Here is a 24,353-nt window from a genome sequence, read left to right as displayed (position 1 = left end):
GAGCCCTACGAGGGCGACGGCGGCTGGTACTGCCGCTCGTGCGCCCGCGCCTTCAAGCTGAAATTCCTTGGAATCGGAGTGCGAACCTCATGAGCATCGTGGACGTTGAAATCGGGTTACGTCAGCAGCGCGGCGCGCTCGACATGCAGGACATCGTCGAGTCGGCCGCGCGCTTCCTGGAGGACGCCCCGGCCATCGAGATCATCCGCTGGGCGGCGGCGACCTTCGGCGACCGGCTCTGCCTGACCGCGTCGATGAGCGACGCGCTGATGATCGACCTGGTCAGCCGGGTGAAGCCGGGCGTGGACGTGCTCTTCATCGACACCGGCTACCACTTCGCCGAGACGATCGGCACCCGTGACGCGGTCCAGCAGGTCTACGACGTCAACGTGATCAACGTGCAACCGTCCCGGACCGTGGCCGAGCAGGAGCGCGACCTGGGCCCGCGGCTGTTCGGCCGCAACCCCGACCTGTGCTGCTACCTGCGCAAGGTGGAGCCGCTCAACCGCGCGCTGGAGCCGTACCTCGCCTGGGTCTCCGGCATCCGCCGGGACGAGGCGACCACCCGCGCCGGCATCAAGGTCGTGGAGTGGGACGCCAAGCGGCAGATGGTCAAGGTCAACCCGATCGCCCGCTGGACGCAGGACGACGTCGACAACTACATGGCCGACAACGGCGTGCTGATCAACCCTCTGCACTACGACAACTACCCCTCGATCGGCTGCGCCCCCTGCACCCGCCAGGTGGCCCCCGGCGAGGACCCGCGCAGCGGCCGCTGGGCCGGGATGGGCAAGACCGAGTGCGGCATCCACACGTGAGCCGGAGCTCCTTCGCACGGCCGGTCCCCCTGGTGGCGGTGGCGCACGGGTCGCGTGACCCGCGCGCCGCCGCGACGGTGGAGGAGCTGCTGGAGGCGGTACGGCGCTCGCGGCCGGAGATCCGCGTGCGCGCCGCCTACCTCGACCACTCCGCCCCGACGCTCGCCGGCGCCCTGTCCGGGCTGACCGAGGCGGCGGTGCTGCCCCTGCTGCTCACCGAGGCCTACCACAGCCGGGTCGACATCCCCGGCGCGCTGGCCGAGGTCGCGACCAGGCAGCCGCGGCTGCGCGTGCACCGGGGCACGACGCTCGGCCCGCACCCGCTGCTGACCGACGCCCTGGAGCGGCGCCTGACCGAGGCGGGCGTAGCGGCCGGCGACCCGGAGACCGCCGTGGTCCTGTTCTCGGCCGGCTCCAGCGACCGCCGGGCCAACGCCACCGTCGCCGCGATCGCCGCGGACTGGTCCGCGCGGCGCGGCTGGTGGTCGGTGAGCGCGGCCTACGCCTCGGCCGCCGAGCCCGCCCCCGAGCAGGAGGTGCGGCGGCTGCTGGAGGCCGGAGCCCCCCGCGTGGTGGTCTCCCCCTATCTGCTGGCCCCCGGCTACTTCGCCGACCGGACGCGCGAGCGCACCCTGGCCGCGGGCGCGCAGATCGTCGCCGACGTGCTCGGCGCCGCCCCGGAGGTCGCCTCCGTGCTGCTCGAACGCTACGAGCAGGCCCTGGGAGCGGACGACCGCCAGGCCAGCGCCTGACCTTCGCCCCCCGCCCCGCCGGTCGTGGCACTCCCCGGGGAACGGAGCCCGGCGACCTGGTCCCGATGCGCCTCAGTCCTGATCCGGGCCCGGTACCCGCGGCACGACGGTCTGCACGGGCTCGTCCGCGAACCGGCAGTCCGGTCCGCTGTCACACGGTTCCACCCGCATCGCGGTGATCCGGATCCGGAAGTCGGCGCGGCTCTTTCCTGCGGCGTCGACGACCCGCTGCGCGTCCCGTTCGTCGATCGGGGAACGGCCCAGCCGCTCGACGGCCTCTTCGGGGACCATCGCGACCTCCACCCGGTTGAGACCGCCGTGCAGCAACGCGAAGGAGGCGAAGGTGCCCTCTCCGCCGGAGTCCGGAGCGACCTCCTCGCACCGGGGACCGTGGCGGTACCTCCCGTTCTCCCAGAACAGGACGCGGGTGCCGCGCGGGCAGAAGACCTGGGCCCACACCGTCCCGGACGACAGCCGGGGCAGGTCGAAGGCGACCCGCTCCCCCATGGCGGAGAACCGCTTGTCCATGACGACGTCGAAGACGGGACGAGCGCCGTACCGCTTCGACGGCTGGGCAATGACGCCGCTCCAGACCTCCTGCGGAGCCACGCCCGCGCTCCCGGAGGGGAGCACGAACACCGCCGCGACCGCCAGTCCCACGGCCGCCGCACCGGCGGCCAGCCCGGCGCGGCGGCGTCTGATCCGGCGCACGCGCCGGTCCACCTCGGCGACGGTCACGCCCCTGCCGGGACCGTCACCGCTCTCCCGGTCGAACAACTCACGCAGGTCGGATTCAGTGATCATCGGTTCGGCTCCCCGAGGTGATCGCGGCCCGGGCCGCGGGGTCGACGCGCAACTTGGCCAGGGCCCTTCCGGCCTGGCTGCGCACGGTGGCCACCGAACAGCCGAGGATCTCGGCGATCTGCGCGTCGGGCAGGTCCGCGAAATAGCGCAGCACCAGCACGGCCCGCTGCCGGGCGGGCAGCGCCGCCAGGATGACGCGGACCTCGTCCCGGCCCCCCATCTCGGCGGCCGGATCACCGCCGCCGGAGTCCGGGAGCGTCTCCGTCGGCACCTCGCCCCGCCACCTCCTGCGCCACCAGTTGGCGTGGGTGTTGGCCAGGATCCGGTACACGTACGGGTCGGGGTGCTCCCCGACCCGCTGCCAGGCCAGCCAGGCCCTGGCCAGCGCCGTCTGCAGCAGGTCCTCCGCGGTGCCCCAGTCGCGGCACAGGAGGTAGGCGGTGCGCAGCAGGCGGCCCGAGCGTTGCCGGACGTAGCGCTCGAAGTCGGCCCGATCACGCATGCGGTGATCCTCACTGTTCGGTGATTGTCACCGGGTACTACCGATCAGGCCGGGCCGGACGTTGCACGCTCCGGGAAAATCGCGATCAGTGCCCGTGCGTCCACCCGGACCCGTGGCCCCGCTCGCCGTACGGGCCGGGGTGGGAGTGGAGGCCGTGCCCGGGCGCCTGCGGCGGGTGGGGAGCACCGGGGGGCAGCGGCCGGTACGGCTCGCCGGTCAGTTCCCCGCGCAGCTCGCGCCACTGCTCCCGCCAGGCCGCCCAGGCCTTCTTGACGGGCTCGGCCCGGGAGTCGCCGATCACCTTGATGTCGCCCATCAGGGCGAAGGCCTTGATCCGGACGACCGGCACGTTCATCCCCGGGGGCGCCTCGATCACCTGGACCTTCTTGTCCCCCATGATCGCGATGCCCTCGAGCTCGACGTCCACCCCGTCCGGGACGATGATCTTGACATCGCCCATGACCGCGGTGGCGGAGATGTCGACCACGCCGGTGCGCACCTCGGCCTCGCGCAGGTCCAGCACGACGTCGCCCATCACGGCCACCGCGCCGAGCTCCTGGTCGATCCGCCACTTGCCGCGACGCTTGGAGTCGCCCATCACCGCCACGAACCAGCGCCGCGACCGGCCCTCCTTGTGCGGGACGGGCGCGGGGGCCGGGGTGTATCCCAGCCCCGGCAGGTCGGAGGTGATGACGGCCAGCTCGGCCTGGGTGACGGCGGTGTAGGCCGCCTCCGTGCGTTCGGTGAGCTCACCCAGGGTGAGCCGTCCCTCGACCGAGGCGACACGTAGTTGCTCGACGACGGCTTCGCGCTCGGCGTCCGACGCGCGGATTCCACCCGGATCATTCACAACTCACAACATATCGCGAGTCGTCGGGGAAAAGATCCTCCCGAAGGAGGAAAGCCCATACATCGACCGGCGCAGCGCGCGTCCGCCGCGATCGCCGGACACCTATGATCCGGAGACATGTACGAAGAGCTTCTGGACGCCGTGGGCGAGAACGACGCCGAGCGGATCGGACGTCTGCTCCGGACGGGTACGCCCGCGGATCCGGCGGATGAGAAGGACCCGACCGCCCTCTACCGGGCGGCGGACGGCGGCCGGGCCGACCTGGTGCGGATGCTGCTGGCCGCCGGGGCCGACCCCGACCGGCGCAGCGGCGGTCAGGACGAGGGGCTGCCGCTGTGCGCCGCCGCGGCCCTGAACCGCGGCGAGGCGGCCCAGGCCCTGATGGACGCCGGGGCGGACCCGGCCGGGCGCGAGGACCACGGCTGGTCCCCGGTGCTCTGGGCCGCCGCCAACGGGCACGCCGACATGCTCCGGCTGCTGCTGGAGGCCGGAGCCTCGGCCGAGGACGCCAACGACGACGGCGAGACCGCGCTGACCCTGGCCGCCCGGCGCGGCGCGCCGGGCGCGGTGCGGGCGCTGCTGGAGGCCGGGGCAGATCCCGGGCGGCCGGACGGCGACGGCGACACGCCGCTGGCCATCGCCTACGACTGGCTCGGCGTCCAGCTGGAGAACGCGCTGCTGGAGCAGATCTCCGACCGGGTGCCGCAGGACGCCGGGATCGTCGTGGGCCGCACGCGCGCCGAGGACGGCACCGACCTGGTGACCGTCAGGGCCCTGGACGCCGAGGGCGCGGTCCTGGCCGAGGTGCAGAGCCAGCGTGGGCACGCGGCGGTGGCGACCCTGCTGGAGGAGGCGACGGGCGAGCTGACGCCCTTCGAGGAGATGGTCGAGCGGGCGCTGCCGTACCGGGACCTCGACGAGGAGGCCGAGACCTGGTGGGCCGTGGCGGGCGCGCTGAGCCGGCGCGGCGACCGGCACACCTTCGAGGACGCCGTCGGGCTGTGCGCCAGCGACGACCCGCGCAAGCGCGAGTTCGCCGTCGACGTGCTGTCGCAGTTCGGCTTCACCGAGGACGACAAGCCCTTCGTCGAGGAGTCGCTGCCCGTCCTGCGGCGCATGGCGGTCACCGAGGGCGACGAGCGGGTGCTGCGCTCGGTGCTCGGGGCGCTCGGCCACCACGCCGACCCCCGCGCCCTGCCCGAGGTGCTGAGGATCGTCACGACCGAGGGCTGGACCCGCACCGAGGCCGATCCCGCCGCGCTGGCCGCGGTCCTGCCGCCCGGCCACGACGAGGGGCTCGCCCTGCTCATCGCGATGACCGAGGACCCCGACGACGACGTCCGCGACTGGGCGACCATGGGCCTGGCCGGCCTCGACCAGGACGGACCGCAGATCCGCGACGCGCTGGCCGCCCGGCTCGCCGACGAGGACCTGAACACGGTGGCCGAGGCCGCGCGGGGCCTGGCCGAGCGGGGCGACCCGCGGGCCAGGACGGGCGTCGAGCGGGTGCTGGCCGAAAGCGACGACGACTACGCCAGGGATCTCGTCAGCGGTCTGTGACCTCCGGCCCCTCCCGGGCACATGCCGTCACACGCGGACGGCGTATGTTCGCTCATGAACACCTAACCAATCGAAAGGGACATCGCCATGGCGACGACACGCATCGCGACCACCAACTGGAAGGGCGCGCTGCTCGACGGCTCCGGCACCGTGTCGCTGGACTCCTCCGGCGTCGGCACGTTCGACGTGTCCTGGCCCTCCCGCGCCGAGCAGGCCAACGGCAAGACCTCCCCCGAGGAGCTCATCGCGGCCGCGCACTCCTCCTGCTTCTCGATGGCGCTGTCGCACGGGCTCGCCCAGGCGGGCACCCCGCCGCAGTCCGTGGAGACGAAGGCCGAGGTGACCTTCCAGCCGGGTGAGGGCATCACCGGGATCGTCTTGTCTGTGCGCGCCCAGGTTCCGGGACTCACCGCCGAGCAGTTCCAGACCGCGGCCGAGACGGCCAAGGCCAACTGCCCGGTGAGCAAGGCGCTGGGGGGCACCACGATCACGCTCAACGCCGAGCTGCTGAGCTGATCGTCGCACTCCGCGGTCATGCGCGCCCCCACCGGGGCGCGCATGACCGGCCCCGGCGCATCGGCTGGTCTGTCCGGACTTGCGATGGGGCATGCCAGGTCCGCCCTGAAAGCCACGTTTCCCGTGACCGGTGAAGGTGACAAAAGAGTCAACACCCTGCGACGAATCCCGGACTGGAGGAGAATAGGGTCATATGCGCGAAATCTGGCCGGGAGAGCCGTATCCGCTGGGTGGTACCTGGGACGGCGCGGGCACCAGTTTCTCGGTGTTCTCCGAGGTGGCCGAGCGGGTCGAGCTGTGCCTGTTCGACGACGAGGGACATGAGGAGAGGCTCGACCTTCCCGAGGTGGACGGGTTCGTCTGGCACGGCTACCTGCCCGGGATCACGCCCGGGCAGCGGTACGGCTACCGCGTGCACGGCCCCTTCGACCCCTCCCGGGGACATCGCTGCAACCCCTCGAAGCTGCTCCTGGATCCCTACGCCAAGGCGATCGAGGGGGAGGTGAAGTGGAACGAGTCGATGTTCTCCTACCGTTTCACCGACCCGAGCGCGCTCAACGACGACGACAGCGCGGCCTTCATGCCGAAGAACGTGGTGATCAACCCGTTCTTCGAATGGGGTAACGACCGGCCGCCCCGCACGCCGTACCACCAGACCGTCATCTACGAGACGCACGTGCGCGGGCTCACCATGCGCCACCCCGCGGTCCCGGCGGAGCAGCGCGGCACCTACGCCGGGCTGGCCCACCCGGCGGTCATCGAGCACCTGCTGAGCCTGGGTGTGACGGCGGTGGAGCTGATGCCGGTGCACCAGTTCATCCCCGAGCACGCGATGGTGGCGCGCGGGCTGACCAACTACTGGGGCTACAACACCATCGCCTATCTCGCCCCGCACAACGCCTACTCCGGCTCCGGGCAGCGCGGCGGGCAGGTGCTGGAGTTCAAGGCGATGGTCCGGGCGCTGCACGAGGCGGGCATCGAGGTCATCCTCGACGTGGTCTACAACCACACCGCCGAGGGCGACCACATGGGCCCCACCCTGGGCTTCCGGGGGATCGACAACTCCGCCTACTACCGCCTGCACGACGGCGACCGGCGGTACCACCTCGACTACACCGGCTGCGGCAACTCCCTCAACGTCCGCTCCCCGCACGCGCTGCAGCTCATCATGGACTCGCTGCGCTACTGGGTGCTGGACATGCACGTGGACGGCTTCCGCTTCGACCTGGCCTCCGCGCTCGCCCGCGAGCTGCACGACGTCGACCGGCTCAGCGCCTTCTTCGACCTGATCCAGCAGGACCCGATCATCTCGCAGGTCAAGCTCATCGCCGAGCCCTGGGACGTGGGCCCGGGCGGCTACCAGGTGGGCAACTTCCCCCCGTTGTGGACCGAGTGGAACGGCAAGTACCGCGACACCGTCCGCGACTTCTGGCGGGGCAACGGCTCGGCGCTGCCGGAGTTCGCCTCCCGGCTGACGGGCTCGGCCGACCTGTACGCCACCTCCGGACGCCGGCCGGTGGCCTCGATCAACTTCGTCACCTGCCACGACGGCTTCACCCTGACCGACCTGGTCTCCTACAACCGCAAGCACAACGACGCCAACGGCGAGAACAACCGCGACGGCACCGACGACAACCGGTCGTGGAACTGCGGCGCCGAGGGACCGGTGGAGGATCCCGCGATCGTACGGCTGCGCCGCCGGCAGCGGCGCAACCTCCTGACCACCCTGTTCCTGTCCCAGGGCGTGCCCATGCTCTCCCAGGGCGACGAGATCGGCCGCACCCAGGGGGGCAACAACAACGCCTACTGCCAGGACAACGAGGTCTCCTGGGTCGACTGGTCGCAGGCGCAGAACGAGAAGGAGCTGCTGGACTTCGTCAAGATGATGTCCGAGCTGCGCCGCAACCACCCCGTCTTCCAGCGGCGCAGGTTCTTCCACGGGCGCAAGGCCGAGGACGGCACCCGCGACATCGTCTGGTTCACCCCCTCGGGGGAGGAGATGTCGGCGGCCGACTGGCACACCGGCTACGCCAAGTCGCTGGCCGTCTTCCTCAACGGCGAGGCCATCACCGAACCCGGCCCGCGCGGCGAGCGGATCGTGGACGACTCGTTCCTGCTGCTCATCAACGGCCACCACGAGGACATGACCTTCGCGCTGCCCGAGTCGCGCTACGGCGCCGGGTGGCGCACGGTGCTGGACACCGCCGACGAGTTCGTCAGGGACGATCCGTTCCCCGACGAGTACTGGCCGGCCGAGTCCGTGATCGCGGTGACCTCGCGCTCCATGCAGCTGCTGTGCTGTCCCCGGGCGACCTAGCGGGGACGTGTCACGCCCCCGTGGCGACGGCGGCGGTCAGCAGGACCAGGACGAACGTCGTCAGCGCGGCCACGCCGTGCAGCAGCACCGCGATCAGGGGGAAGCCGTTCTCGGCGCCGCGGGCGTGGCGGCCGCCGCCGAGCCAGCGGGTGAACATGGCGAAGCCCAGAACGGCGGCCAGCGTGAGCACGGCGAAGGACACCCAGGCGAAGACCCGCTCGGAGGTCAGGACGTAGGCGATCCAGCAGCCCAGCGCGGAGACCGCCAGGATCGGATGCGAGAAGACCAGGGTCGCGGGGAAGCGGGTGACCTTGGCCGCCTGCCGGCGCAGGCCGCCGCCCGACAGCCACAGGTACAGCAGATAGATCCCCACCGTCGCAGTGATCAACCATGTCACGATCGCGGCCAACCCCACACGGCCCTCCCTGATCTCCTGTGAGGAATGATGTAACGGCGGGCGCCGGAAGTCACCACCGGCGTCGAATCCGTTATCGCCGGGCCTGTGACAAGGTGGGGGAATGCGCCTCATCCATCCGGAGACCACCGATGACGTCGACCTTGCCCGGGTCTACGCCTACCCCGGCGGCCCCTGCACCCGGCTCAACATGGTGGCCAGCACCGACGGCGGGACCTGGCTCAAGGGCCTGTCCGGCGGCCTGTCCGGGGCGGGTGACAAGCGCGTCTTCGGGGTGCTGCGCGGGCTGGCCGACGTGATCGTGGCGGGCGCCTCGACCGTCCGCGACGAGGGGTACGGCCCCGCCCGGCCGAGGGCGTCGTGGCTGCCGCTGCGCGAGGGCCGTCCGGCCGCCCCGCCGGTGGCGGTGGTCACCCGGCGGCTGGAGCTGGACCTGGCCTCCGCGCTCTTCACCGAGGCCGCGCCGGACGCGCGCACGATCGTCGTCACCTGCGGGGCGGCGCCGGCGGACCGGCGTGCCGAGGCCGCCCGGCACGCCGACGTGATCGTGGCCGGGGACGAGCGGGTGGACCTGGCGGCGGCGCTCGGGGAACTGCACGACCGGGGCCTGACCCGGGTGCTGTGCGAGGGCGGGGCGCGGATCAACGGGCAGCTGGCGGAGGCCGGGCTGGTCGACGAGGTCTGCCTGACGGTCAGCCCGATGCTGATCGGCGGGGCCGCCTCGCGGATCCTGCACGGCGCCGACGTCCTGGCCCGGCTGCGGCTGGCCCACGTCCTGGAGGAGGAGGGCTTCCTGTTCACCCGGTACGTCCGCGAGCCCGGCTGACCCGCCGAGGCCCGCCGGCCGGAGGACACCCATTCAGAAATCCTCTGTTGGTGGACAGAACCCCAACAAAACGATATATCTCGACCATGACGTCATCCTCCCCCGGATCCCCCTCCGCCGGAAACGAGCTGCGCGCCACGGTCGCGGCCCGCCGCGACCTCGGTCCCGAATTCGAGGACTCCCTGATCGAGGGCTTCCTGGAGAAGGTGGACCTGGAGATCGACCGCAGGGTCGACGAGCGGATCGCCCGCCAGGCCGGCAAGCTGGCCCCGGCGATCCGCCCCTCGGTGGCCGCGGGCCAGCGGCTCGCCCTGTCGATCGTCTCCATCGTCCTGGGCGTGCTCTCGACGGTCGCGCTGACCTTCACCGACCGGTCCCTGGTCGTGATCGCGATCATCTGGGGCGGCATCGCCGCGGTGAACTTCGCCTTCAGCAGGAGCCAGCGGCAGTAGCCGGCCCGCGTCCTTCCCCTCCCGCCTCAAGCAAGCGTACGCTTGGTTACGTTTCCGTACGGCTGACGCGGGAGTTGAAGCGTGAACGAGTACCGCAACCTGATCGGCGGACGGCTGGTGCCCGCCGCCGACGGCCGCACCCTGGACTCGGTCAACCCGGCGACCGGCGAGGTGTGGGCCCGCGTCCCGGCGAGCGGGAGGGCCGACGCCGAGGCGGCGGTGGCGGCGGCGCGCGCCGCGTTCCCGGCGTGGTCGGGCATGCCCGCCCTCGGCAGGGCGCACTTCCTGCGCAAGGTGGCGGAGGTGTTCGCCGGGCACGCCGAGGAACTGGCCAGGATCGAGACCACCGACAACGGCCGCATCCTGCGCGACACCCTGAAGAAGGACCTGCCCGGCATGACCCACCTGTGGCAGATCGCCGCAGGCCAGGTGCTGGAGGCGGTCAAGGGCGAGACGGTGATCCTCGGACCGGACAGCATGGGCCTGACCCGGCGGGAGCCGTACGGCGTGGCGGTGTGCATCATCCCGTGGAACTCCCCCGTCTCGACCTTCTCCGCCAAGGCGGCCTACGCGCTCGCGGCGGGCAACACCGTCATCGTCAAGCCCGCCGAGCAGGCCTGCGCCTCCGTGCTGCGGCTGGGCGAGCTGCTGGCCGAGGTGCTGCCGCCCGGCGTGCTCAACATCGTCAGCGGCCTGGGCGAGGACGTGGGCGACCCGCTGGTGCGGCACCGGGGGGTGAACAAGGTCAGCCTCACCGGCTCCACCCAGACCGGCCAGGCCATCACCCGGGCCAGCGCCGACGCGCTCAAGCCGCTCACCTTCGAGCTGGGCGGCAAGTCGCCGAACATCGTCTTCTCCGACGCCGACCTCGACGCGGCGGCCCGGGGCGTGACGGTCGACTCGGTCTACACCGGCAACGCCGGCCAGGTCTGCGTGGCCGGGTCGCGCATCCTGATCCACCGCCCGGTCTGGGAGGAGATGATCGAGCGCATCACCGCGATCGCCTCGGAGATCAAGCTGGCCGACCCCCTCGACATGGCCACCACGATGGGCCCGATCGTCTCCGCCGGGCAGTACGAGCGGGTCACCTCCTACCTGGAGATCGCCGGGAAGGAGGGCGCCGAGCTGGTGTTCGGCGGCGCCACGGGAGCGGACGTCGTCCCGTCCATGCCGGGCGGGTACTGGGTCGCCCCGACGCTGCTGACCACGACCGACAACTCCCTGCGGGTCTGCCAGGAGGAGATCTTCGGCCCGGTGGCCGTGGCCATCCCCTTCGACACCGACGACGAGGCGCTGGCGATCTCCAACGACTCCGCCTACGGACTGGCGGCGGGCCTGTGGACCCGCGACCTCGGGCGCGCCCAGCGCTTCCTGCGCGACCTGCAGACCGGGACGGTCTGGGTGAACACCTTCCGGCAGATGCCGCCCGGCCTGCCCTTCGGCGGCGTCAAGGACTCCGGCTACGGCCACGACGCGGTGCTGGAGTACACCAGGGAGAAGGCGGCCATCATCAAGACCTGAGAGCGGCTCCCGGGGTCTCACCGCGGACTCCCGGGGTCTTACCGGGAACCGAATATGGTTCTAGAGTCGGCCCATGGGCATCGGGATCACTGAGGAACACCGGTCGCTGGCCGACTCCGTCCGCGGCTTCGCCGCGCGGAACATCGCACCGCGCGGCATGGAGCACGAACCCTTCCGCGCCGCACTCGCCGCGCAGGGGCTGCCCGGACTGCACCTGCCCGAGGAGTACGGCGGGCAGGGCGGCGGCCTGGCGGAGCTGGCCGTGGCACTGGAGGCGCTCGGCGAACGCTGCGCGCCCGGCTCCTTCCTCCCCACGGTCCTGGCCTCCGCCGTCATCGCCCGCGCCGTGCCCGGCCTCACCCGGGAGGCGGCCTCATCCGCCCAGGAGCCCCGCCGCGCCGTGCCGGGCCCCGCCGGGGAGACGCCCTCCGGCGCCCCGGGCACGGCCCCGTCCGCTGAAGGATCCCGCCGCCCCGCCTCCGCCGTACCGGCGCTGCTGGCCGCGCTGGCGGACGGCTCCCTGACCGCCGCCGTCGTCCTGCCCGCGGGCTCCCGCGCCGCCCTGCCCGCTCCGCCGGACGGCCGGGCCGGGAACGGGGAGGCCGCCACGGGCGGTACCGGGAACGGTGGAGGCGGGGGCGGCGCTACCGGGAACGGTGGAGGCGGGGGCGGCGCTACCGGGAACGGTGGAGGCGGGGGCGGCGCTACCGAGAGCGGTGAGCCCGAGACCGACGGGACCGGGAGCGGCGGGGCCGGGAGTGACGGAACCGGGGGCGGTGTCCCGTTCGCGACCGCGCTGGGTTCCTCCGACGCGGACCTCTTCGTCCTGCCGCTGCCCGACGGCCGGTGGGCCGCTCTGGACCGCGCGGACTGCGTGACCGCCCCACTGGAGGGCGTCGACCTCACCCGGCCGCTGGCGGCGGTGACGGTGGCGGCAGCGCGTGCCGTACCGCAGGAGCGGGTGCTGCCCGGCGTGACCGGGGACCTGGTGGAGGTCCTGGCCGCCGTCCTGCTCGGCGCCGAGGCGTGCGGCGTGGCCGCCTGGGCGGTGAGCGCCGCCGCGGACTACGCCAAGGTCCGCGAGCAGTTCGGCCGCCCGATCGGCCAGTTCCAGGGAGTCAAGCACCGCTGCGCCGCCATGCTGGTCGCTCTGGAGCAGGCCCGCGCCGCCGTGTGGGACGCCGCCCGCGCCCTCGACGGACGGGGCTCCCCGACGGTGAGCCCCGCGGCGGCGACTCCCCGGGGCGGCGGCTCCTCCACCGCGCCTCCGGACGGGGACTCCCCTGCCGCGCCTCCGGACGGGGACCCCTCCGCCGGCGCGGCCGCTTCGGGGCCGCCGGACCAGGAGACCCTCCTGGCGGTGGCCGTGGCCGGGGTGCTGGCCGCCGACGCGGCGGTGCGGTGCGCGGCGGACGCCATCCAGGTGCTGGGCGGCATCGGCTACACCTACGAGCACGACGCCCACCTGTACTACCGGCGGGCGCTGGCGCTGCGGGCGCTGAGCGGCGACCCCGGCGGGTGGGCCGAGCGGGTGGCCGTCCTGGCCTCCGGCGGGGTCCGCAGGGACATGAGCCCGGACCTGCCGCGGGAGGCCGGGGAGTTCCGGCGGGAGGTCAGGGCCGCCGTCGCCTCACTGGCCGCCGGGGAACCGCTCGCCCGGCTGGCCCGCCTCGCCTCCGAGGGCTGGATCATGCCGTACCTGCCCGAACCCTGGGGCCGCGCGGCCTCCCCGCTGGAGCAGGTCGTCATCCACCAGGAGTTCCGCGCCGGGGGCGTCCGCCGGCCCAACCTGGGCATCGGCGCCTGGGCCGTGCCCTCGATCGTCCGGTACGGCACTCCGGAGCAGCGGGAACGCTTCCTGCCCAAGACCTTCACCACCGAGATCGCCTGGTGCCAGCTGTTCAGCGAGCCCGGCGCCGGCTCCGACCTGGCGTCCCTGTCCACCAAGGCCGTCCGGGTCGAGGGCGGCTGGTCGCTGAGCGGCCAGAAGATCTGGACCTCCCTGGCCCAGTACGCGCACTGGGGCATCTGCCTGGCCAGGACCGACCCCGAGGCCCACAAGCACGAGGGCATCACCTACTTCCTGGTCGACATGTCCTCCCCCGGGGTCACGGTCCGCCCGTTGAAGGAGATCAACGGGGACGAGATCTTCAACGAGGTCTTCCTCGACGACGTCTTCGTCCCCGACGACCTGGTCGTCGGGGAGGTCGACCGGGGGTGGAAGGTCGCCCGCGACACCCTCTCCCACGAGCGCGTCGCCCTGGGCGACTCCTGGGGTCCCGGTTCCCAGCACACCGACATGGTCGAGCTGATCGGCACGCTCGGCGGCCCCGGCGCCCTGCGCCCCGCCGATCTGGAGCGGGCCGGGCGCATGTGGGCCGAGGGGCAGGCCGTCTCGGCTCTCGGCCTGCGCGTGACGCTCTCCCAGCTGTCCGGCGGCGGCTCCGGGACCGCCTCCAGCGTCCGCAAGCTCCTCGGGATGCGCCATTCCCAGGCGATCTCGGAGTTCTGCTGGTCCCTCGCGCCCGCCTCGCCGTACTGGAACCGGATGATCCTCACCACCCGCGCCTTCACCATCGGCGGCGGCACCACCGAGATCCAGCTCAACATCATCGCCGAACGCGCCCTCGGCCTGCCCAGGGATCCCTGACCTCCCCGTCCGCCGAGGGCGCGCCCGGCCGTCTCCGAACGCCTCAGGCCGTCTCAGAACGGCGTGAGCGTGATCCCGGCGGACTTCGGCGAGCCGTCGTGGACCAGGGACTCGAAGTGGCCGACGTCGTCGAAGGCGAACCCGTAGGCCTTGCCGTCCACCGAGTGCGCGTGCAGCTTCCTGGAGTAGTGGTCGGTGACGGTCCCGGTGTAGAACTGCGCGGGGTCCCCGGTCGGCTGGGTGTGCAGATGGCCGAGCGTCGAGCGGTGCAGCGCGGCGCACAGGGTGCGCGCGATCGGCCCGACCACGGGGTCGTTGGGCGCGTGCAGCCGCCCGTCGCAGCCGAAGACGTCCTTGGTCGAGGGCCGCGGGAAGGACGCCACCCGGGCGCCGGAGGCGTCGGTGAAGTGCATCACGCCGGAGGCGTCGGTCCGGCCGAGGAACTTCCTGCCGGGCTCGTTCTCGAACGGCACGACGGTCAGCGTCCTGCTCCGGTAGGTCTCCCAGGCCGAGCGGATGTAGCCGTCCATGTAGGAGGGGCTGAACACGCCGGTGTCGATGCCCTTGTGGGGCGAGATCACCCGCAGCCGCGTCCCGTCGGCGCGGCGGTGGATCAGCTTCGCCCAGTCCCCCGGCTGGTTCCTCACGGCGTCGAAGATGCGCTCACGGCCGTTGGCCACCAGGTCCCCGGTCCGTTTGCGGGCGCCGTCGGCGCCGGTCACCTCGACCGCCTGCGGGACGCTGAACATGTCCACCATCGAGGTGTTCAGCCACAGGCCGCTGCCGTTGTAGGTGAACTCGGTCCAGTCGAACAGGATGTCCCGGTTGGGGTCGCCCGGCGCCCAGGGCGCGGGCTGCACGAAACCGTCCGGGGTGAGGGAGAACTTCAGCTTCGCCCCGAAGGAGACGTACACCCGGCCGGACATGTTCAGCGGCAGCCGGAGCGTCTTGGCCGCGCCCTTGGCCGGTCCGGGGATCGCGACGTCGGGGGCGGGGCTGGGCGGGATCGAGCCGGCCGGCCAGGGGGTGAACGCGCCGCTCGCGTCGGCGTACCCGAGCCGGCCGGTGGCGAGGTTCGTGCCGAGCACGTAGATGTGGACCCGCTCCCCTCGTCCGGACCGGTTCGTGACGGTCAGCGGCAGCAGGCTCGGCGGCGCGGTCCGCGCCGCCGTCCCGGCCGTCCCCGTTCCCGAGACCGCCGTCGCCGGGGCCGGGGCGGCGGCCAGGAGGGCGGGCACGGTCAGGGCCACGGCGGCGAGCCGGCGGAGTGTCGTGCGTGGGGTGGGCATAAGCGACTCCTCGATCGTCTACCAGCGCGTGGCAGCCTATGAGAGCGCTCTCCAGACGAATAGCCGATTAAGCTACATTTAAGTCGTCTCTAAGAGAGCGCTCTCGGATCACGCGCCGGTCGCCGCGGCGTCGTCAGCGGAGCAGGAGGCGGTCCATGGCGTCGACCATCCAGTCGACGTATTCGACCGGCGCCCATCCCCGGCCGAGCAGCGCCTCGGTGGTCTGCTCGTCGAACACCGCCCAGAAGACGTCGGCGGCGCGCTCGACGGTCAGGCCGGGGCGCAGCAGGTGGGCGAAGGACTCCACGAGGACCCTCATGCCAGCGTAGCGGCGCCGCCGGTACTCCTCCCACGCCCCGGCGATCTCGGGATCACCCGGCGCCGCCTCCCGGAACGACCGCATGATCTCTCCGGACATGGGCGGCCGGTCCAGTGCGATCTCGCGCAGCAGGCGCAGCTTCTCCTTCTTGTCGCGCTCCTCCAGCAGCCGCCGGAACCGGTCCCGCTCCCGCACCGCCTCGGGCCCGGCGTCCCCGACGAGGCTCCGCTCGACCGCGGCGAGCAGCAGCTCGGCCTTGGCCCCCTGCGCGTAGACGGTCGGCGCGGAGACGCCCGCCCGGGCGGCGATGTCCTTCATCGTCGTCTCGGCGTAGCCCTTCTCGACGAAGCACTCCGCCGCCGCGGCGATCACGACCTCCGGGGACGCGCCGGAGGGTCATCCGGGCGGATGGTAGGCCCGGACGAGGTGGGCGTAGACGATCGTGTTGCCCCGGTAGCTGTGCGCCCCGCGGTCGAAGACGCCGCCGCAGGTGACCAGGCGCAGGCCGGGATAGTCCACCTCGCCGTAGACCCGGGCCGTGGGGAAGTCCTCCTTGTCGACGTGCTCGCGCCGGTCGGCCACGAAGACGGCCACGGAGCCGTCGGAGCGCATGACGTGGATCTGGTCGCCGCGCCTGACCTCGTCGAGCCGGGCGAAGACCGCGGGGCCGGTACGGGTGTCGAGGTGACCGGTGATGACGGCGGGACCGCTCTGGCCGGGGGCCGGACCGTGGCGGTACCAACCGGCGATGTTGGCCGGGGACAGGGGCGGGTTCTCGATGGCGCCCCGGGTGTCGAGACCCAGCTGCATCAGCGGGGCGGCCACCCCGATCCTGGAGATGTAGACGGCCTGCGGGACGGACCTGTCCATCGGCCGGGCGAAGGTCCGGGCCAGCACCTCGGCGGGCTCGGTCAGAGCGGGCGGGTGACGCGGGACGTGGGTCGGCACCGGATCGGCGGCCGTTCCCGGACCGTCTCCGGAGACCATCCCGGCGACGCCGAACGCGATCAACGCGATGCCGGCCATCGCGGCCGCGACGGCTCCGCAGAGGGCGAGCAGCTGAGTCCGGGACGGGGTCGGGGGCACCGCTCAGGCCTCACCCGCCCGCCGGCGCCGTACGGCGTAACCGGCCAGCCCGGCACCGATCAGCAGCGCCCCGCCTCCGGCGGCGAAGGGCCAGGTGGCGGGCTCGGCGGCGAGACCGCCGGCCCCTGTCTGCGGCGCGCCCCTGGGGACCTTGTGCTCGCCGGCGGGCTTCCACGGCGAGGGGGGCAGGGAGGCCGGGCCGCTGGAGAACGTCTCGCCGGGGGCGGCCGACCAGCTCTCGCCCGGGGAGCGCGGCAGCGGGATGCTCGCGAAGGTCTCGTCCGAGCCCGCCTCCGGCTCCGGCCAGTCGCCCTGCCCGGACTGCCCGGCCTCCGGATCGCCGGAGAAGCTCTCGCCCGGCTCGGAGCCGCCGAGGCTCGGGCCGGATCCGTGCCCCTCGGCCCACGGGTCACCCTCCGAGGGCGGGCTTCCCGGCTGCGACTCGCACACGGCCACGCCCTCCTCGCAGGTGGCCGCCACGGCGGGCCCGCGCGCCGCGGCGGTCTGGGCGGTGGCCGTACCCACCCCGGCCGCCATGCCGACGCCGCCGACCGTGAAGGCCACCGCCGCGCCCGCGGCCGCGAGACGTCGTGTTCCTGCGACTGCCACAGCTTCACTCCCGGTGCCGACGAGATTCCCGAGCCCCGATGTACGGCTGAGCTTCGCGAACTATTGGACCTGGAGTCAAGTAATGTAATGGAAGCGCAACAGATGTCCGTCCCGGCCCGGCGGCCCCTCCCCCGTGATCGGGCGCCGGGGATCCCGGAGGGCGGGTCCGTCCCGGAGTCACCGCGGCGGCGGGACCGGGCTCTCGACGGGACGGACCACATGACCACCCGTCCCGCTCTCCGGTCCCGGGCGCTGGCGCGCCACCCGGCCGGCGGCATCTCGACCGTCCCCACAGAACTCCTGGACGGCGGACGGATGGTCTCATCCCTCATCTGGAAGGTGAAAACCCCCCACGTCAGCAAAGACGCCAAATCCCGTGCGAAAGGATGCTTCGCTCCCAAGATTTTCTTTTCCCCCCGGACCCTCACGTAGAGTCGGGGGTATGGACAAGGTGGTCAAGAGCGACGCCGAGTGGCGCGTCCAGCTTTCTCCCGAAGAGTTCCACGTGCTTCGCGAGGCGGGCACAGAGCGCCCCTTCACCGGGGAGTACGTCGACACCAAGACCGTGGGCGTCTACAGCTGCCGCGCCTGCGGGACGGAGCTGTTCCGGTCGGAGACCAAGTTCGACAGCCACTGCGGCTGGCCCAGCTTCTACGAACCGTCCTCCTCGGACGCGGTCACCCTGATCGAGGACCGCTCCCTGGGGATGGTCCGCGTCGAGGTCCGCTGCGCCCGCTGCGACTCCCACCTCGGTCACGTCTTCCACGGCGAGGGCTACGCCACTCCCACCGACGACCGCTACTGCATCAACTCGGTGTCGCTGAGGCTGGAGCCCGCCGGCTGACCGCCGGACAGCGTCCCGCCGGTCCCACCGGTCCCCGGCGGGACGCCCGCATCCGCGACCACGGGGACATTCCGCGACCTCCGCGACGGGGAAGCCCTCGCGAGTAGAGTTCATCACATACGGTGCGCGATCCCCTCCGCAACGTGATCTTTCTTTCGAGGAGTCCCCGTGCATCTCCGGCACCGGTGGGAGATCATCGAGACCATCGGCAGGGTGATCACTCAGCGCTGCACGTTGTGCGGGAAGACCCGCGTCCGCGTGAGGTGAACTCCCGGAACGCTCCACAGGACCGTCCGCTCCGGCAGCCCGCCGGGAGCGGCCGCTTTCCCGGGGAGCCGGTCACTCTCCCGGCTCGGGGTGGGTGACCTTGCAGGTGGAGTCGTCGGGACCCAGCACGTTGGCCAGGATGGGGTTGCCGTTCTCGCCGAACTCCGCCTGAACGAAGATCACGGGGTTCTCCACGCCGAGTTCCTCGACGAGATATTCGCGGCCGGTCTCGCACAGCTCCAGCGCCTGCTCGGAGTTGTCCGCCGACTCCGGCATGTCCGTATATATCCGGAGATAGCCGCCGACCGTGCGGATGTCCTTGATCCGCTTGGCCGACCTGTTGCGCTGGAAGTAGGCCACCGCCTTGGCGTCGGTGTGCCGGGACGGCCCCGACGCCTTGCTCTCCCGGGCCGACTGGCCCTCCCGCCGCTCGTCGCCGCCGGCGGCTCCGCCCGTGGGCGCGTCGCCGCCGGACACCTCGGACGCGGTGTCGCCGGAGGCCGTGGGGACTCCCCCGGCCGCTCCGGAGGGACCGGCGGGCCCCTGCGCCGGGCCGTCCTGCCGGGGGGAGGCCCCCACGGCCACGGTGCCGCCCGTCACCGGATCGGCGCCGAACACCGACCCGCCGACGAGTGCCGCGACCGCCACCGCCGCGGCCCCCACCGACGCCTCGAACACCCACGGCCGCGTCTTCTTGCGCCGGGTGCCCCTGTGCCGCCTGGAACGCGCCAAACCTTCGCCCCTCGTCACCGCTCGCCTCGCAGACAGGTGATTTTCCCTGAGTATGGCAAACATTTGACGCGGCGCCGGGGTTTTCGCGCAGGTCGTCACGGCAGAACGGCGACGAGCTCCCGTACGGGCTTGCGGATTCCGGTGTAGAAGGGAATCTCCTCCCGGGTGTGTCGCCGGGCCTCGGCCCCGCGCAGGGTGCGCATGAGGTCGACGATGCGGTGCAGCTCGTCGGCCTCGAAGGCGAGCATCCACTCATAGTCGTTCAGAGCGAAGCAGGCGACCGTGTTGGCCCGCACGTCGGGGTAGTCGCGGGCCATCATGCCGTGCTCGGCGAGCATCCGGCGGCGGTCGGCGTCGTCCAGGAGGTACCACTCCAGGGAGCGGACGAACGGGTAGACGCTCACGTAGCCGCGGGGCTCCTCCTCGGCCAGGAAGGCCGGGATGTGCGACTTGTTGAACTCCGCCGGGCGGTGCAGCGCCATCGCCGACCAGACCGGCTCGGTCAGCCGGCCCAGGCCGGTGCGGCGGAAGCGGGAGTAGGCCTCCTGGAGGTCCTCCGCCGTCGGCGCGTGCCACCAGAGCATGAAGTCGGCGTCGGCGCGGAAGCCGGCCACGTCGTACAGGCCGCGGGTGACGACGTCCTTCTCGGCCAGCTGGGTCAGGAGGTCCTCGACCTCGTCGGCCAGCCCCTCCCGGTTGCCCGGGCAGTTGTCACGCAGCTTGAAGACCGACCACATCGTGTAGCGGATGACCTGGTTCAGGTCACGCGCCTTGGGCCGCGGGTTCGCGTCCGTCGTCCTCACCCTTTCGCCAGCGAATCAGCTGAATCGGAATCGGCTTTCCTGTGCCATTGTCTCGCGGGATCCAGGTGGTCCAGGATCCGGGCCGCCGCCGTACGGGCGGTGGCGATGCAGGCGGGGACGCCCAGGCCGTCGTAGGCGGCGCCGCACACGGCCAGGCCCGGCTGGGCGGCGACCGCGGCGCGGACGCGGGCGATCCGGTCGAGGTGGCCCACGTTGTACTGCGGCAGGGAGCCTCCCCAGCGGGTCACCCGCGAGTCGCGGGGCAGCCCGCGCACGCCGGCCACCTCGGCCATCTCGGCCATGGCCAGGGCGACCAGCTCGGCGTCGTCGCGCTGGAGCAGCGTCTCCTCGCCGATCCGGCCGATCGAGCAGCGCAGCACGACCAGGTCGGGATCGGCCTCGGCCAGGTGCGGCCACTTGAGCGAGCTGAAGGTGGCGGCCTTGATCGCGCGCCCGTCGACGGGCGGGACCAGGTAGCCGCTGCCGGCCGGAAGCGCGGGGAAGGCCGCGCGCGGGTAGGCGAGCGTCACGACCGCCATGCTGGCGTACTCGATCCGGTTCAGCTCGGCCGCCGCCGCGGGCACCTCATCGGCCAGCAGCCGGCCGGCCGCGGGGGCGGGCACGGCGACGACCACCGCGTCCGCCTCGATGACCTCCGGCTCGGGCACCGGCCCGGCGATCAGCCGCCATCCGTGCTCGGTGCGGCGCATCTCGCGGACCATCACCCTGGTCCTGATCTCCGCGCCGGAGGCGGCGGCCACGGCCTCGGGCAGGCTCCCCATGCCGCGCCGCAGGGTGGCGAAGACGGGCCCGGCGTCCTTGGGCGCCTCCGCGGCGATCTTCCGGGCGGAGGAGAGCAGGGAGCGTTCGGCACGGGCCGCGGCGGCGATCCGCGGCATGGTCGCATCCAGGGAGAGCGCCTCGGCCCGGCCGGCGTAGACGCCGCCCAGCATCGGCTCGATCAGCCGGTCCACCACCTCGCCGCCCATCCGGGCGCGCACGTAGGCCGCCACCGAGACGTCGGTGGTGATGAGCGTGGCCGGGAGGATCTGGTCCAGCGGCACGCGCGACAGGCCGCCGGGGCTGAGGATGCCCGAGGAGGCCAGCGCGGCCAGGTCGGAGGGCACGCCCATGACCTGTCCCCTGGGCATGGGCCGCAGGGTGCCCCTGGTCAGGATGCTCGCCTGGGAGGCGCCGGGATGGCGCAGCTCCTCTCCCAGTCCCACCGCCCTGGCCAGGTCCTTGCCCTCGGGCCGCCGTGCGAGCATCGCCTCGGCTCCGGCGTCGGCGGGGACGCCCGCAACCTCACTGGCGTGGAGTTTGCCGCCGATCCGGCCGGCGCCGTCCAGGACGGTCACCCGGACGCTCTCATCGCCCTGCCGCAGGTACCAGGCGGCGGCCAGTCCGGCGATCCCGCCGCCGACGACCACGACGTGGCTGCGCTTGCCTTCCATGACTCCAGACCGTACCTCCCCCCGCGGGCGCCCGTGTTCCCGGCCGCCGCCGTGACCTCGCGGCGCGCAGAACGTGACGGCATCGTGACGGGACGCGTCAAACCGCACCCGCCGGAAGTCCGTCTTCAGGGCATGAGCAGATTTCGGTACGGCCCGCGCCTGGCGATCGCCATCGCGGGTCTGGCAGTCCTGGTGTCCGCCTGCGGGAGCGCGGACACCGAGAGCAGCTCGGACGCACCCGCCGCACCGGCCGCGGGGCGGGCCGAGTCCCAGGCGGGTGACGCGGGCGGCGCCGAGAACGCGAGGGAGGCCGAGCCGCAGGCGACCTCGGCCCCGAAGGACCAGTCCACCGGGCAGGTCGAGCGGGTGGACGCGGTCCCGACCGACCGGGCCATCGTCTACACCGCCGACATGACCGTCCGCGTCAAGGACGTCGTGTCCTCCGCCGACAAGGCCAAGCAGATCGTGGTCTCGGCGGGCGGCTATCTCGCCCAGGAGAAGTCGGACGCCTACGAGGGCGGCAGCGCCTCCTCCACGCTGGTCTTCAAGGTCCCGCCCACGGGCTACTCCGGCGTCGTGGGCAGGCTCGGCAAGGAGCTGGGCAAGCAGGAGTCGATCCAGCAGAGCACCCAGGACGTCACCGAGGAGGTCGCCGACGTCGAGAGCCGGCTGAAGTCGTCGCAGTCGGCGCTGGAGTCGCTGCGCACGCTGCTGAAACAGGCCAAGACGATCGGCCAGGTGCTCGAGGTCGAGCGGGAGATCTCCAACCGCGAGGCGGAGCTGGAGTCCCTGCAGGCCCGGCAGAAGAAGCTGGCCTCGCTGACCAGCATGGCGACGCTGACGCTGAACCTGATCGGGCCGGCGGCCGAGGTGCCCGCGCCTCCGGAGGAGGAGCCCGGCGGCTTCCTCGGCGGCCTGGCGGCGGGCTGGAAGGCCTTCGTCACCGCGCTCAAGGTCGCCCTGACGGTCCTCGGCGCGCTGCTGCCCTGGCTGCTGGTGATCGTGCCGGTCTGGCTGGTGCTGTACTGGGCGCTGCGCCGGCGCGGGCGCAACCGCCCGGTGCCGCCCGGCCCGGCCCGCGGCCCGCTGCCGCACCCGGGCCCGCCCCCCTCCGGGGATCAGGGTCCGGACGCGCCGGATCAGGCCGGGACCGGTGATCCCGCGCAGGCGGGCACGGGCCCCCGGGTCTCCCCGTAGGCTCCCGGGTCCCCGTGTGCCGAGGGGCCGCGCCGCCGGGCGCGGGCACGGGGCCCGGAGCCGCCGAGAAGATCAGAGGTCCATCCGGAGGTCAGCGGGCGGAGGAGTCGTGGACGAAGTCGGTGAGGCGGGCGAGCTGGTCGGGGTCGGTCCCGGGCAGCACCCCGTGGCCGAGGTTGAAGACGTGCCCCTCCGCCTTGGCGCCCCTGGCCAGGATGTCGGCCGCGCGGCGCTCGACGGCCTCCCAGGGGGCGAGCAGGATCGCCGGGTCGAGGTTGCCCTGCAGCGCCTTGCCCGGACCGATCCGGCGGGCGGCCTCGTCGAGGGGGACGCGCCAGTCGACGCCGACCACGTCGGCGCCCGCCTCGCCGAGCAGGCCGAGCAGCTCACCGGTGCCGACGCCGAAGTGGATGCGCGGGACGCCGAGGTCGGCCAGGCCGGCGAAGATCCGGCTGGTGTAGGGCATGACGAACTCGCGGTAGTCCTCGGGCGCGACGGCGCCGACCCAGGAGTCGAAGAGCTGGACCGCCGAGGCGCCGGCCGCGACCTGGATGCGCAGGAAGCCGAGGGTGATCTCGGTCAGCCGGTCCATCAGGGCGTGCCACAGGTGCGGCTCGCCGTACATCATGGCCTTGGTGTGGTCGTGGTTCTTGGACGGGCCGCCCTCGATGAGATAGGAGGCGAGCGTGAACGGCGCCCCCGCGAAGCCGATGAGCGGCGTCGGCCCCAGCTCCCCGGTGAGGGCCCCGATCGCCTCGGTGACGTAGGAGACGTCGTCGGGCTCGATCGGGCGCAGCGTCTCGACGGCGGCGGTGTCCCTGATCGGGGAGGCCACCACCGGGCCGACGCCGGGCTTGATGTCGAGGTCGATCCCGATCGCCTTGAGCGGCACCACGATGTCGCTGAAGAAGATGGCCGCGTCCACGCCGTAGCGGCGGACCGGCTGCATCGTGATCTCCACGATCAGGTCGGGGGTGGCGCAGGCGGTGAGCATCGGCACCCCGCCGCGCACGGCCCGGTACTCGGGCAGCGAGCGGCCGGCCTGTCGCATGAACCACACCGGCGTGCGGGAGACGGGCTGGCGGCGGCAGGCGCGCAGGAACGGGGAGTCGGCAAGCTCGGGATTCACCCTCCCAGGGTGCCATGCCGGGGTACCGGTCCGCGCATCACGGGCGCGAGTCCGCATCCCGCGCCCTCAGCCAGCGCGAGCTGTACGGAAATCACCGGTTATGAGGTGACACCGGCAAGGAGAAGCCATAGACCATGTCAAAGCAGGCCGTTGTTATGGTTCCTCCGGTTTGAGCACTTAGGTGGTGCCTGTCCGGCCCGATGCGAGCCGTCTCTCTGCTCGGAGCTCGGCGGATCGGACACGAAGCGATCATGTTTCCGGGTACAGTTTGTCCCATCCGCGGGCCCGGGCCGGCCCCCGGCTGGTCCAAATGTTCGCCAAATCACCGCGCGGCACCGATTCCGGCACCACTTTCGGGACACGCCGAGCACGTTGCGCGGAATTGTCGGCGCGACGTGCCAACGTCGGACCACGACCCGACGAAAGGCCGTGCGATGACCACGATGTGGAATTCACCCGAACACCGCGGTGAGCACTGTGTTTCCTGCGCCACTGAGCGGGTTTTCGAGCAGCCTCCCTGCCTGGACGGACACGAGGCCGGAGAGTGCCCCGAGTGGGCCTGCGCCGAGTGCGGTCACGCGCTGCTCCTCGGGGCCCCGGGCGGCGAGGGTGCGGCCTTCCGGTCGATGGCGTCGGTTTGA

General features: G+C 72.6%; 23 protein-coding genes. 11 read left to right on the top strand and 12 right to left on the bottom strand.

The features are described from left to right. The first annotated feature begins 89 nt into the window (after positions 1-89). Both Pta02_RS08480 and Pta02_RS08475 read left to right on the top strand, forming a co-directional pair. Positions 90-818: a phosphoadenylyl-sulfate reductase gene (locus tag Pta02_RS08480; RefSeq protein WP_203874135.1), complete on the top strand. Its 729-nt coding sequence runs from the start codon at positions 90-92 to the stop codon at positions 816-818. Further along, positions 815-1,570, top strand: a complete 756-nt coding sequence (locus Pta02_RS08475; RefSeq protein WP_239129902.1) for a sirohydrochlorin chelatase — start codon at positions 815-817, stop codon at positions 1,568-1,570. Before Pta02_RS08480 ends, Pta02_RS08475 begins: the two co-directional genes overlap by 4 nt. Before the next feature lie 72 nt (positions 1,571-1,642). Here Pta02_RS08475 and Pta02_RS08470 read toward each other — a convergent pair whose 3' ends face one another. From Pta02_RS08470 to Pta02_RS08460, 3 genes are all read right to left on the bottom strand, one after another. Next, positions 1,643-2,374: a hypothetical protein gene (locus Pta02_RS08470; protein WP_203874134.1), complete on the bottom strand. Its 732-nt coding sequence runs from the start codon at positions 2,372-2,374 to the stop codon at positions 1,643-1,645. After that, positions 2,364-2,876 carry a SigE family RNA polymerase sigma factor gene (locus Pta02_RS08465; protein ID WP_203874133.1) on the bottom strand — a complete coding sequence of 171 codons (513 nt, stop codon included), beginning with the start codon at positions 2,874-2,876 and terminating at the stop codon, positions 2,364-2,366. Before Pta02_RS08465 ends, Pta02_RS08470 begins: the two co-directional genes overlap by 11 nt. A gap of 85 nt (positions 2,877-2,961) precedes the next feature. Then, entirely contained in the window at positions 2,962-3,726 is a 765-nt protein-coding gene (locus Pta02_RS08460) for a DUF1707 SHOCT-like domain-containing protein (RefSeq protein WP_203874132.1), read from the bottom strand. Positions 3,727-3,843: 117 nt separating this feature from the next. Between Pta02_RS08460 and Pta02_RS08455 the strand changes: the two genes are divergently transcribed. From Pta02_RS08455 to glgX, 3 genes are all read left to right on the top strand, one after another. Continuing rightward, positions 3,844-5,286, top strand: a complete 1,443-nt coding sequence (locus tag Pta02_RS08455; protein ID WP_203874131.1) for an ankyrin repeat domain-containing protein — start codon at positions 3,844-3,846, stop codon at positions 5,284-5,286. An 87-nt stretch (positions 5,287-5,373) separates the two neighbouring features. Further along, entirely contained in the window at positions 5,374-5,802 is a 429-nt protein-coding gene (locus Pta02_RS08450; protein ID WP_203874130.1) for an OsmC family protein, read from the top strand. Positions 5,803-5,995: 193 nt separating this feature from the next. Beyond that, positions 5,996-8,119: a glycogen debranching protein GlgX gene (glgX, locus tag Pta02_RS08445; protein WP_203874129.1), complete on the top strand. Its 2,124-nt coding sequence runs from the start codon at positions 5,996-5,998 to the stop codon at positions 8,117-8,119. Positions 8,120-8,129: 10 nt separating this feature from the next. Here the strand turns inward: glgX and Pta02_RS08440 are convergent, their stop codons facing one another. After that, a complete protein-coding gene (locus tag Pta02_RS08440; protein WP_239129900.1) occupies positions 8,130-8,516 on the bottom strand; it encodes a hypothetical protein in 387 nt (128 codons plus the stop codon). 121 nt (positions 8,517-8,637) lie between these two features. Here Pta02_RS08440 and Pta02_RS08435 point away from each other — a divergent pair, with 121 nt between their 5' ends. The 4 genes from Pta02_RS08435 to Pta02_RS08420 all read left to right on the top strand — a co-directional run bounded on the left by Pta02_RS08435 (position 8,638) and on the right by Pta02_RS08420 (position 13,983). After that, positions 8,638-9,360, top strand: a complete 723-nt coding sequence (locus Pta02_RS08435) for a pyrimidine reductase family protein (RefSeq protein ID WP_203874127.1) — start codon at positions 8,638-8,640, stop codon at positions 9,358-9,360. 86 nt (positions 9,361-9,446) lie between these two features. Then, positions 9,447-9,812, top strand: a complete 366-nt coding sequence (locus Pta02_RS08430) for a hypothetical protein (protein WP_203874126.1) — start codon at positions 9,447-9,449, stop codon at positions 9,810-9,812. Positions 9,813-9,893: 81 nt separating this feature from the next. Beyond that, on the top strand, positions 9,894-11,333 hold the full coding sequence (locus Pta02_RS08425; protein WP_203874125.1) for an aldehyde dehydrogenase family protein: 1,440 nt from the start codon (positions 9,894-9,896) through the stop codon (positions 11,331-11,333). A 73-nt stretch (positions 11,334-11,406) separates the two neighbouring features. After that, positions 11,407-13,983, top strand: coding sequence for an acyl-CoA dehydrogenase family protein (locus tag Pta02_RS08420; protein ID WP_203874124.1), 2,577 nt, complete (start codon positions 11,407-11,409; stop codon positions 13,981-13,983). A 53-nt stretch (positions 13,984-14,036) separates the two neighbouring features. Here the strand turns inward: Pta02_RS08420 and Pta02_RS08415 are convergent, their stop codons facing one another. The 4 genes from Pta02_RS08415 to Pta02_RS08400 all read right to left on the bottom strand — a co-directional run bounded on the left by Pta02_RS08415 (position 14,037) and on the right by Pta02_RS08400 (position 17,286). Next, positions 14,037-15,272: a beta-1,3-glucanase family protein gene (locus Pta02_RS08415; RefSeq protein WP_203874123.1), complete on the bottom strand. Its 1,236-nt coding sequence runs from the start codon at positions 15,270-15,272 to the stop codon at positions 14,037-14,039. A gap of 133 nt (positions 15,273-15,405) precedes the next feature. Next, on the bottom strand, positions 15,406-15,963 hold the full coding sequence (locus tag Pta02_RS08410; RefSeq protein WP_203874122.1) for a TetR/AcrR family transcriptional regulator: 558 nt from the start codon (positions 15,961-15,963) through the stop codon (positions 15,406-15,408). 24 nt (positions 15,964-15,987) lie between these two features. After that, entirely contained in the window at positions 15,988-16,677 is a 690-nt protein-coding gene (locus Pta02_RS08405) for a class F sortase (RefSeq protein WP_203874121.1), read from the bottom strand. Positions 16,678-16,680: 3 nt separating this feature from the next. Further along, positions 16,681-17,286: a hypothetical protein gene (locus Pta02_RS08400; protein WP_203874120.1), complete on the bottom strand. Its 606-nt coding sequence runs from the start codon at positions 17,284-17,286 to the stop codon at positions 16,681-16,683. Between the two features lie 442 nt (positions 17,287-17,728). Here Pta02_RS08400 and msrB point away from each other — a divergent pair, with 442 nt between their 5' ends. Further along, on the top strand, positions 17,729-18,130 hold the full coding sequence (gene msrB, locus Pta02_RS08395) for a peptide-methionine (R)-S-oxide reductase MsrB (RefSeq protein ID WP_203874119.1): 402 nt from the start codon (positions 17,729-17,731) through the stop codon (positions 18,128-18,130). A gap of 339 nt (positions 18,131-18,469) precedes the next feature. Here the strand turns inward: msrB and Pta02_RS08390 are convergent, their stop codons facing one another. The 3 genes from Pta02_RS08390 to hemG all read right to left on the bottom strand — a co-directional run bounded on the left by Pta02_RS08390 (position 18,470) and on the right by hemG (position 21,386). Continuing rightward, positions 18,470-19,129, bottom strand: a complete 660-nt coding sequence (locus tag Pta02_RS08390) for a hypothetical protein (protein ID WP_203874118.1) — start codon at positions 19,127-19,129, stop codon at positions 18,470-18,472. A 95-nt stretch (positions 19,130-19,224) separates the two neighbouring features. Next, entirely contained in the window at positions 19,225-19,932 is a 708-nt protein-coding gene (hemQ, locus tag Pta02_RS08385; protein WP_373872352.1) for a hydrogen peroxide-dependent heme synthase, read from the bottom strand. After that, complete coding sequence (gene hemG / locus Pta02_RS08380; RefSeq protein ID WP_203874117.1) at positions 19,929-21,386, bottom strand: protoporphyrinogen oxidase; 1,458 nt, start codon at positions 21,384-21,386, stop codon at positions 19,929-19,931. Before hemG ends, hemQ begins: the two co-directional genes overlap by 4 nt. A 132-nt stretch (positions 21,387-21,518) precedes the next feature. Between hemG and Pta02_RS08375 the strand changes: the two genes are divergently transcribed. Next, complete coding sequence (locus Pta02_RS08375; RefSeq protein WP_203874116.1) at positions 21,519-22,583, top strand: DUF4349 domain-containing protein; 1,065 nt, start codon at positions 21,519-21,521, stop codon at positions 22,581-22,583. 91 nt (positions 22,584-22,674) lie between these two features. Here the strand turns inward: Pta02_RS08375 and hemE are convergent, their stop codons facing one another. Next, entirely contained in the window at positions 22,675-23,712 is a 1,038-nt protein-coding gene (hemE, locus tag Pta02_RS08370) for a uroporphyrinogen decarboxylase (RefSeq protein ID WP_203874115.1), read from the bottom strand. Positions 23,713-24,353 lie beyond the last annotated feature (641 nt).

It is taken from the genome of Paraplanobispora takensis (genome assembly GCF_016863195.1).
GTDB classification, from domain to species: domain Bacteria; phylum Actinomycetota; class Actinomycetes; order Streptosporangiales; family Streptosporangiaceae; genus Planobispora; species Planobispora takensis.
This window is presented reverse-complemented; position numbering and strand designations above follow the sequence as displayed.

Excerpts from the sequence above, each read along its gene's own strand:
- Pta02_RS08435 (WP_203874127.1), top strand. The coding sequence starts at position 8,638 with ATGCGCCTCATCCATCCGGAGACCACCGATGACGTCGACCTTGCCCGG.
- Pta02_RS08430 (WP_203874126.1), top strand. The coding sequence starts at position 9,447 with ATGACGTCATCCTCCCCCGGATCCCCCTCCGCCGGAAACGAGCTGCGC.
- glgX (WP_203874129.1), top strand. The coding sequence starts at position 5,996 with ATGCGCGAAATCTGGCCGGGAGAGCCGTATCCGCTGGGTGGTACCTGG.
- Pta02_RS08420 (WP_203874124.1), top strand. The coding sequence starts at position 11,407 with ATGGGCATCGGGATCACTGAGGAACACCGGTCGCTGGCCGACTCCGTC.
- Pta02_RS08375 (WP_203874116.1), top strand. The coding sequence starts at position 21,519 with ATGAGCAGATTTCGGTACGGCCCGCGCCTGGCGATCGCCATCGCGGGT.
- hemG (WP_203874117.1), bottom strand. The coding sequence starts at position 21,386 with ATGGAAGGCAAGCGCAGCCACGTCGTGGTCGTCGGCGGCGGGATCGCC.
- Pta02_RS08480 (WP_203874135.1), top strand. The coding sequence starts at position 90 with ATGAGCATCGTGGACGTTGAAATCGGGTTACGTCAGCAGCGCGGCGCG.
- Pta02_RS08465 (WP_203874133.1), bottom strand. The coding sequence starts at position 2,876 with ATGCGTGATCGGGCCGACTTCGAGCGCTACGTCCGGCAACGCTCGGGC.
- msrB (WP_203874119.1), top strand. The coding sequence starts at position 17,729 with ATGGACAAGGTGGTCAAGAGCGACGCCGAGTGGCGCGTCCAGCTTTCT.
- Pta02_RS08470 (WP_203874134.1), bottom strand. The coding sequence starts at position 2,374 with ATGATCACTGAATCCGACCTGCGTGAGTTGTTCGACCGGGAGAGCGGT.
- Pta02_RS08450 (WP_203874130.1), top strand. The coding sequence starts at position 5,374 with ATGGCGACGACACGCATCGCGACCACCAACTGGAAGGGCGCGCTGCTC.
- Pta02_RS08455 (WP_203874131.1), top strand. The coding sequence starts at position 3,844 with ATGTACGAAGAGCTTCTGGACGCCGTGGGCGAGAACGACGCCGAGCGG.
- Pta02_RS08415 (WP_203874123.1), bottom strand. The coding sequence starts at position 15,272 with ATGCCCACCCCACGCACGACACTCCGCCGGCTCGCCGCCGTGGCCCTG.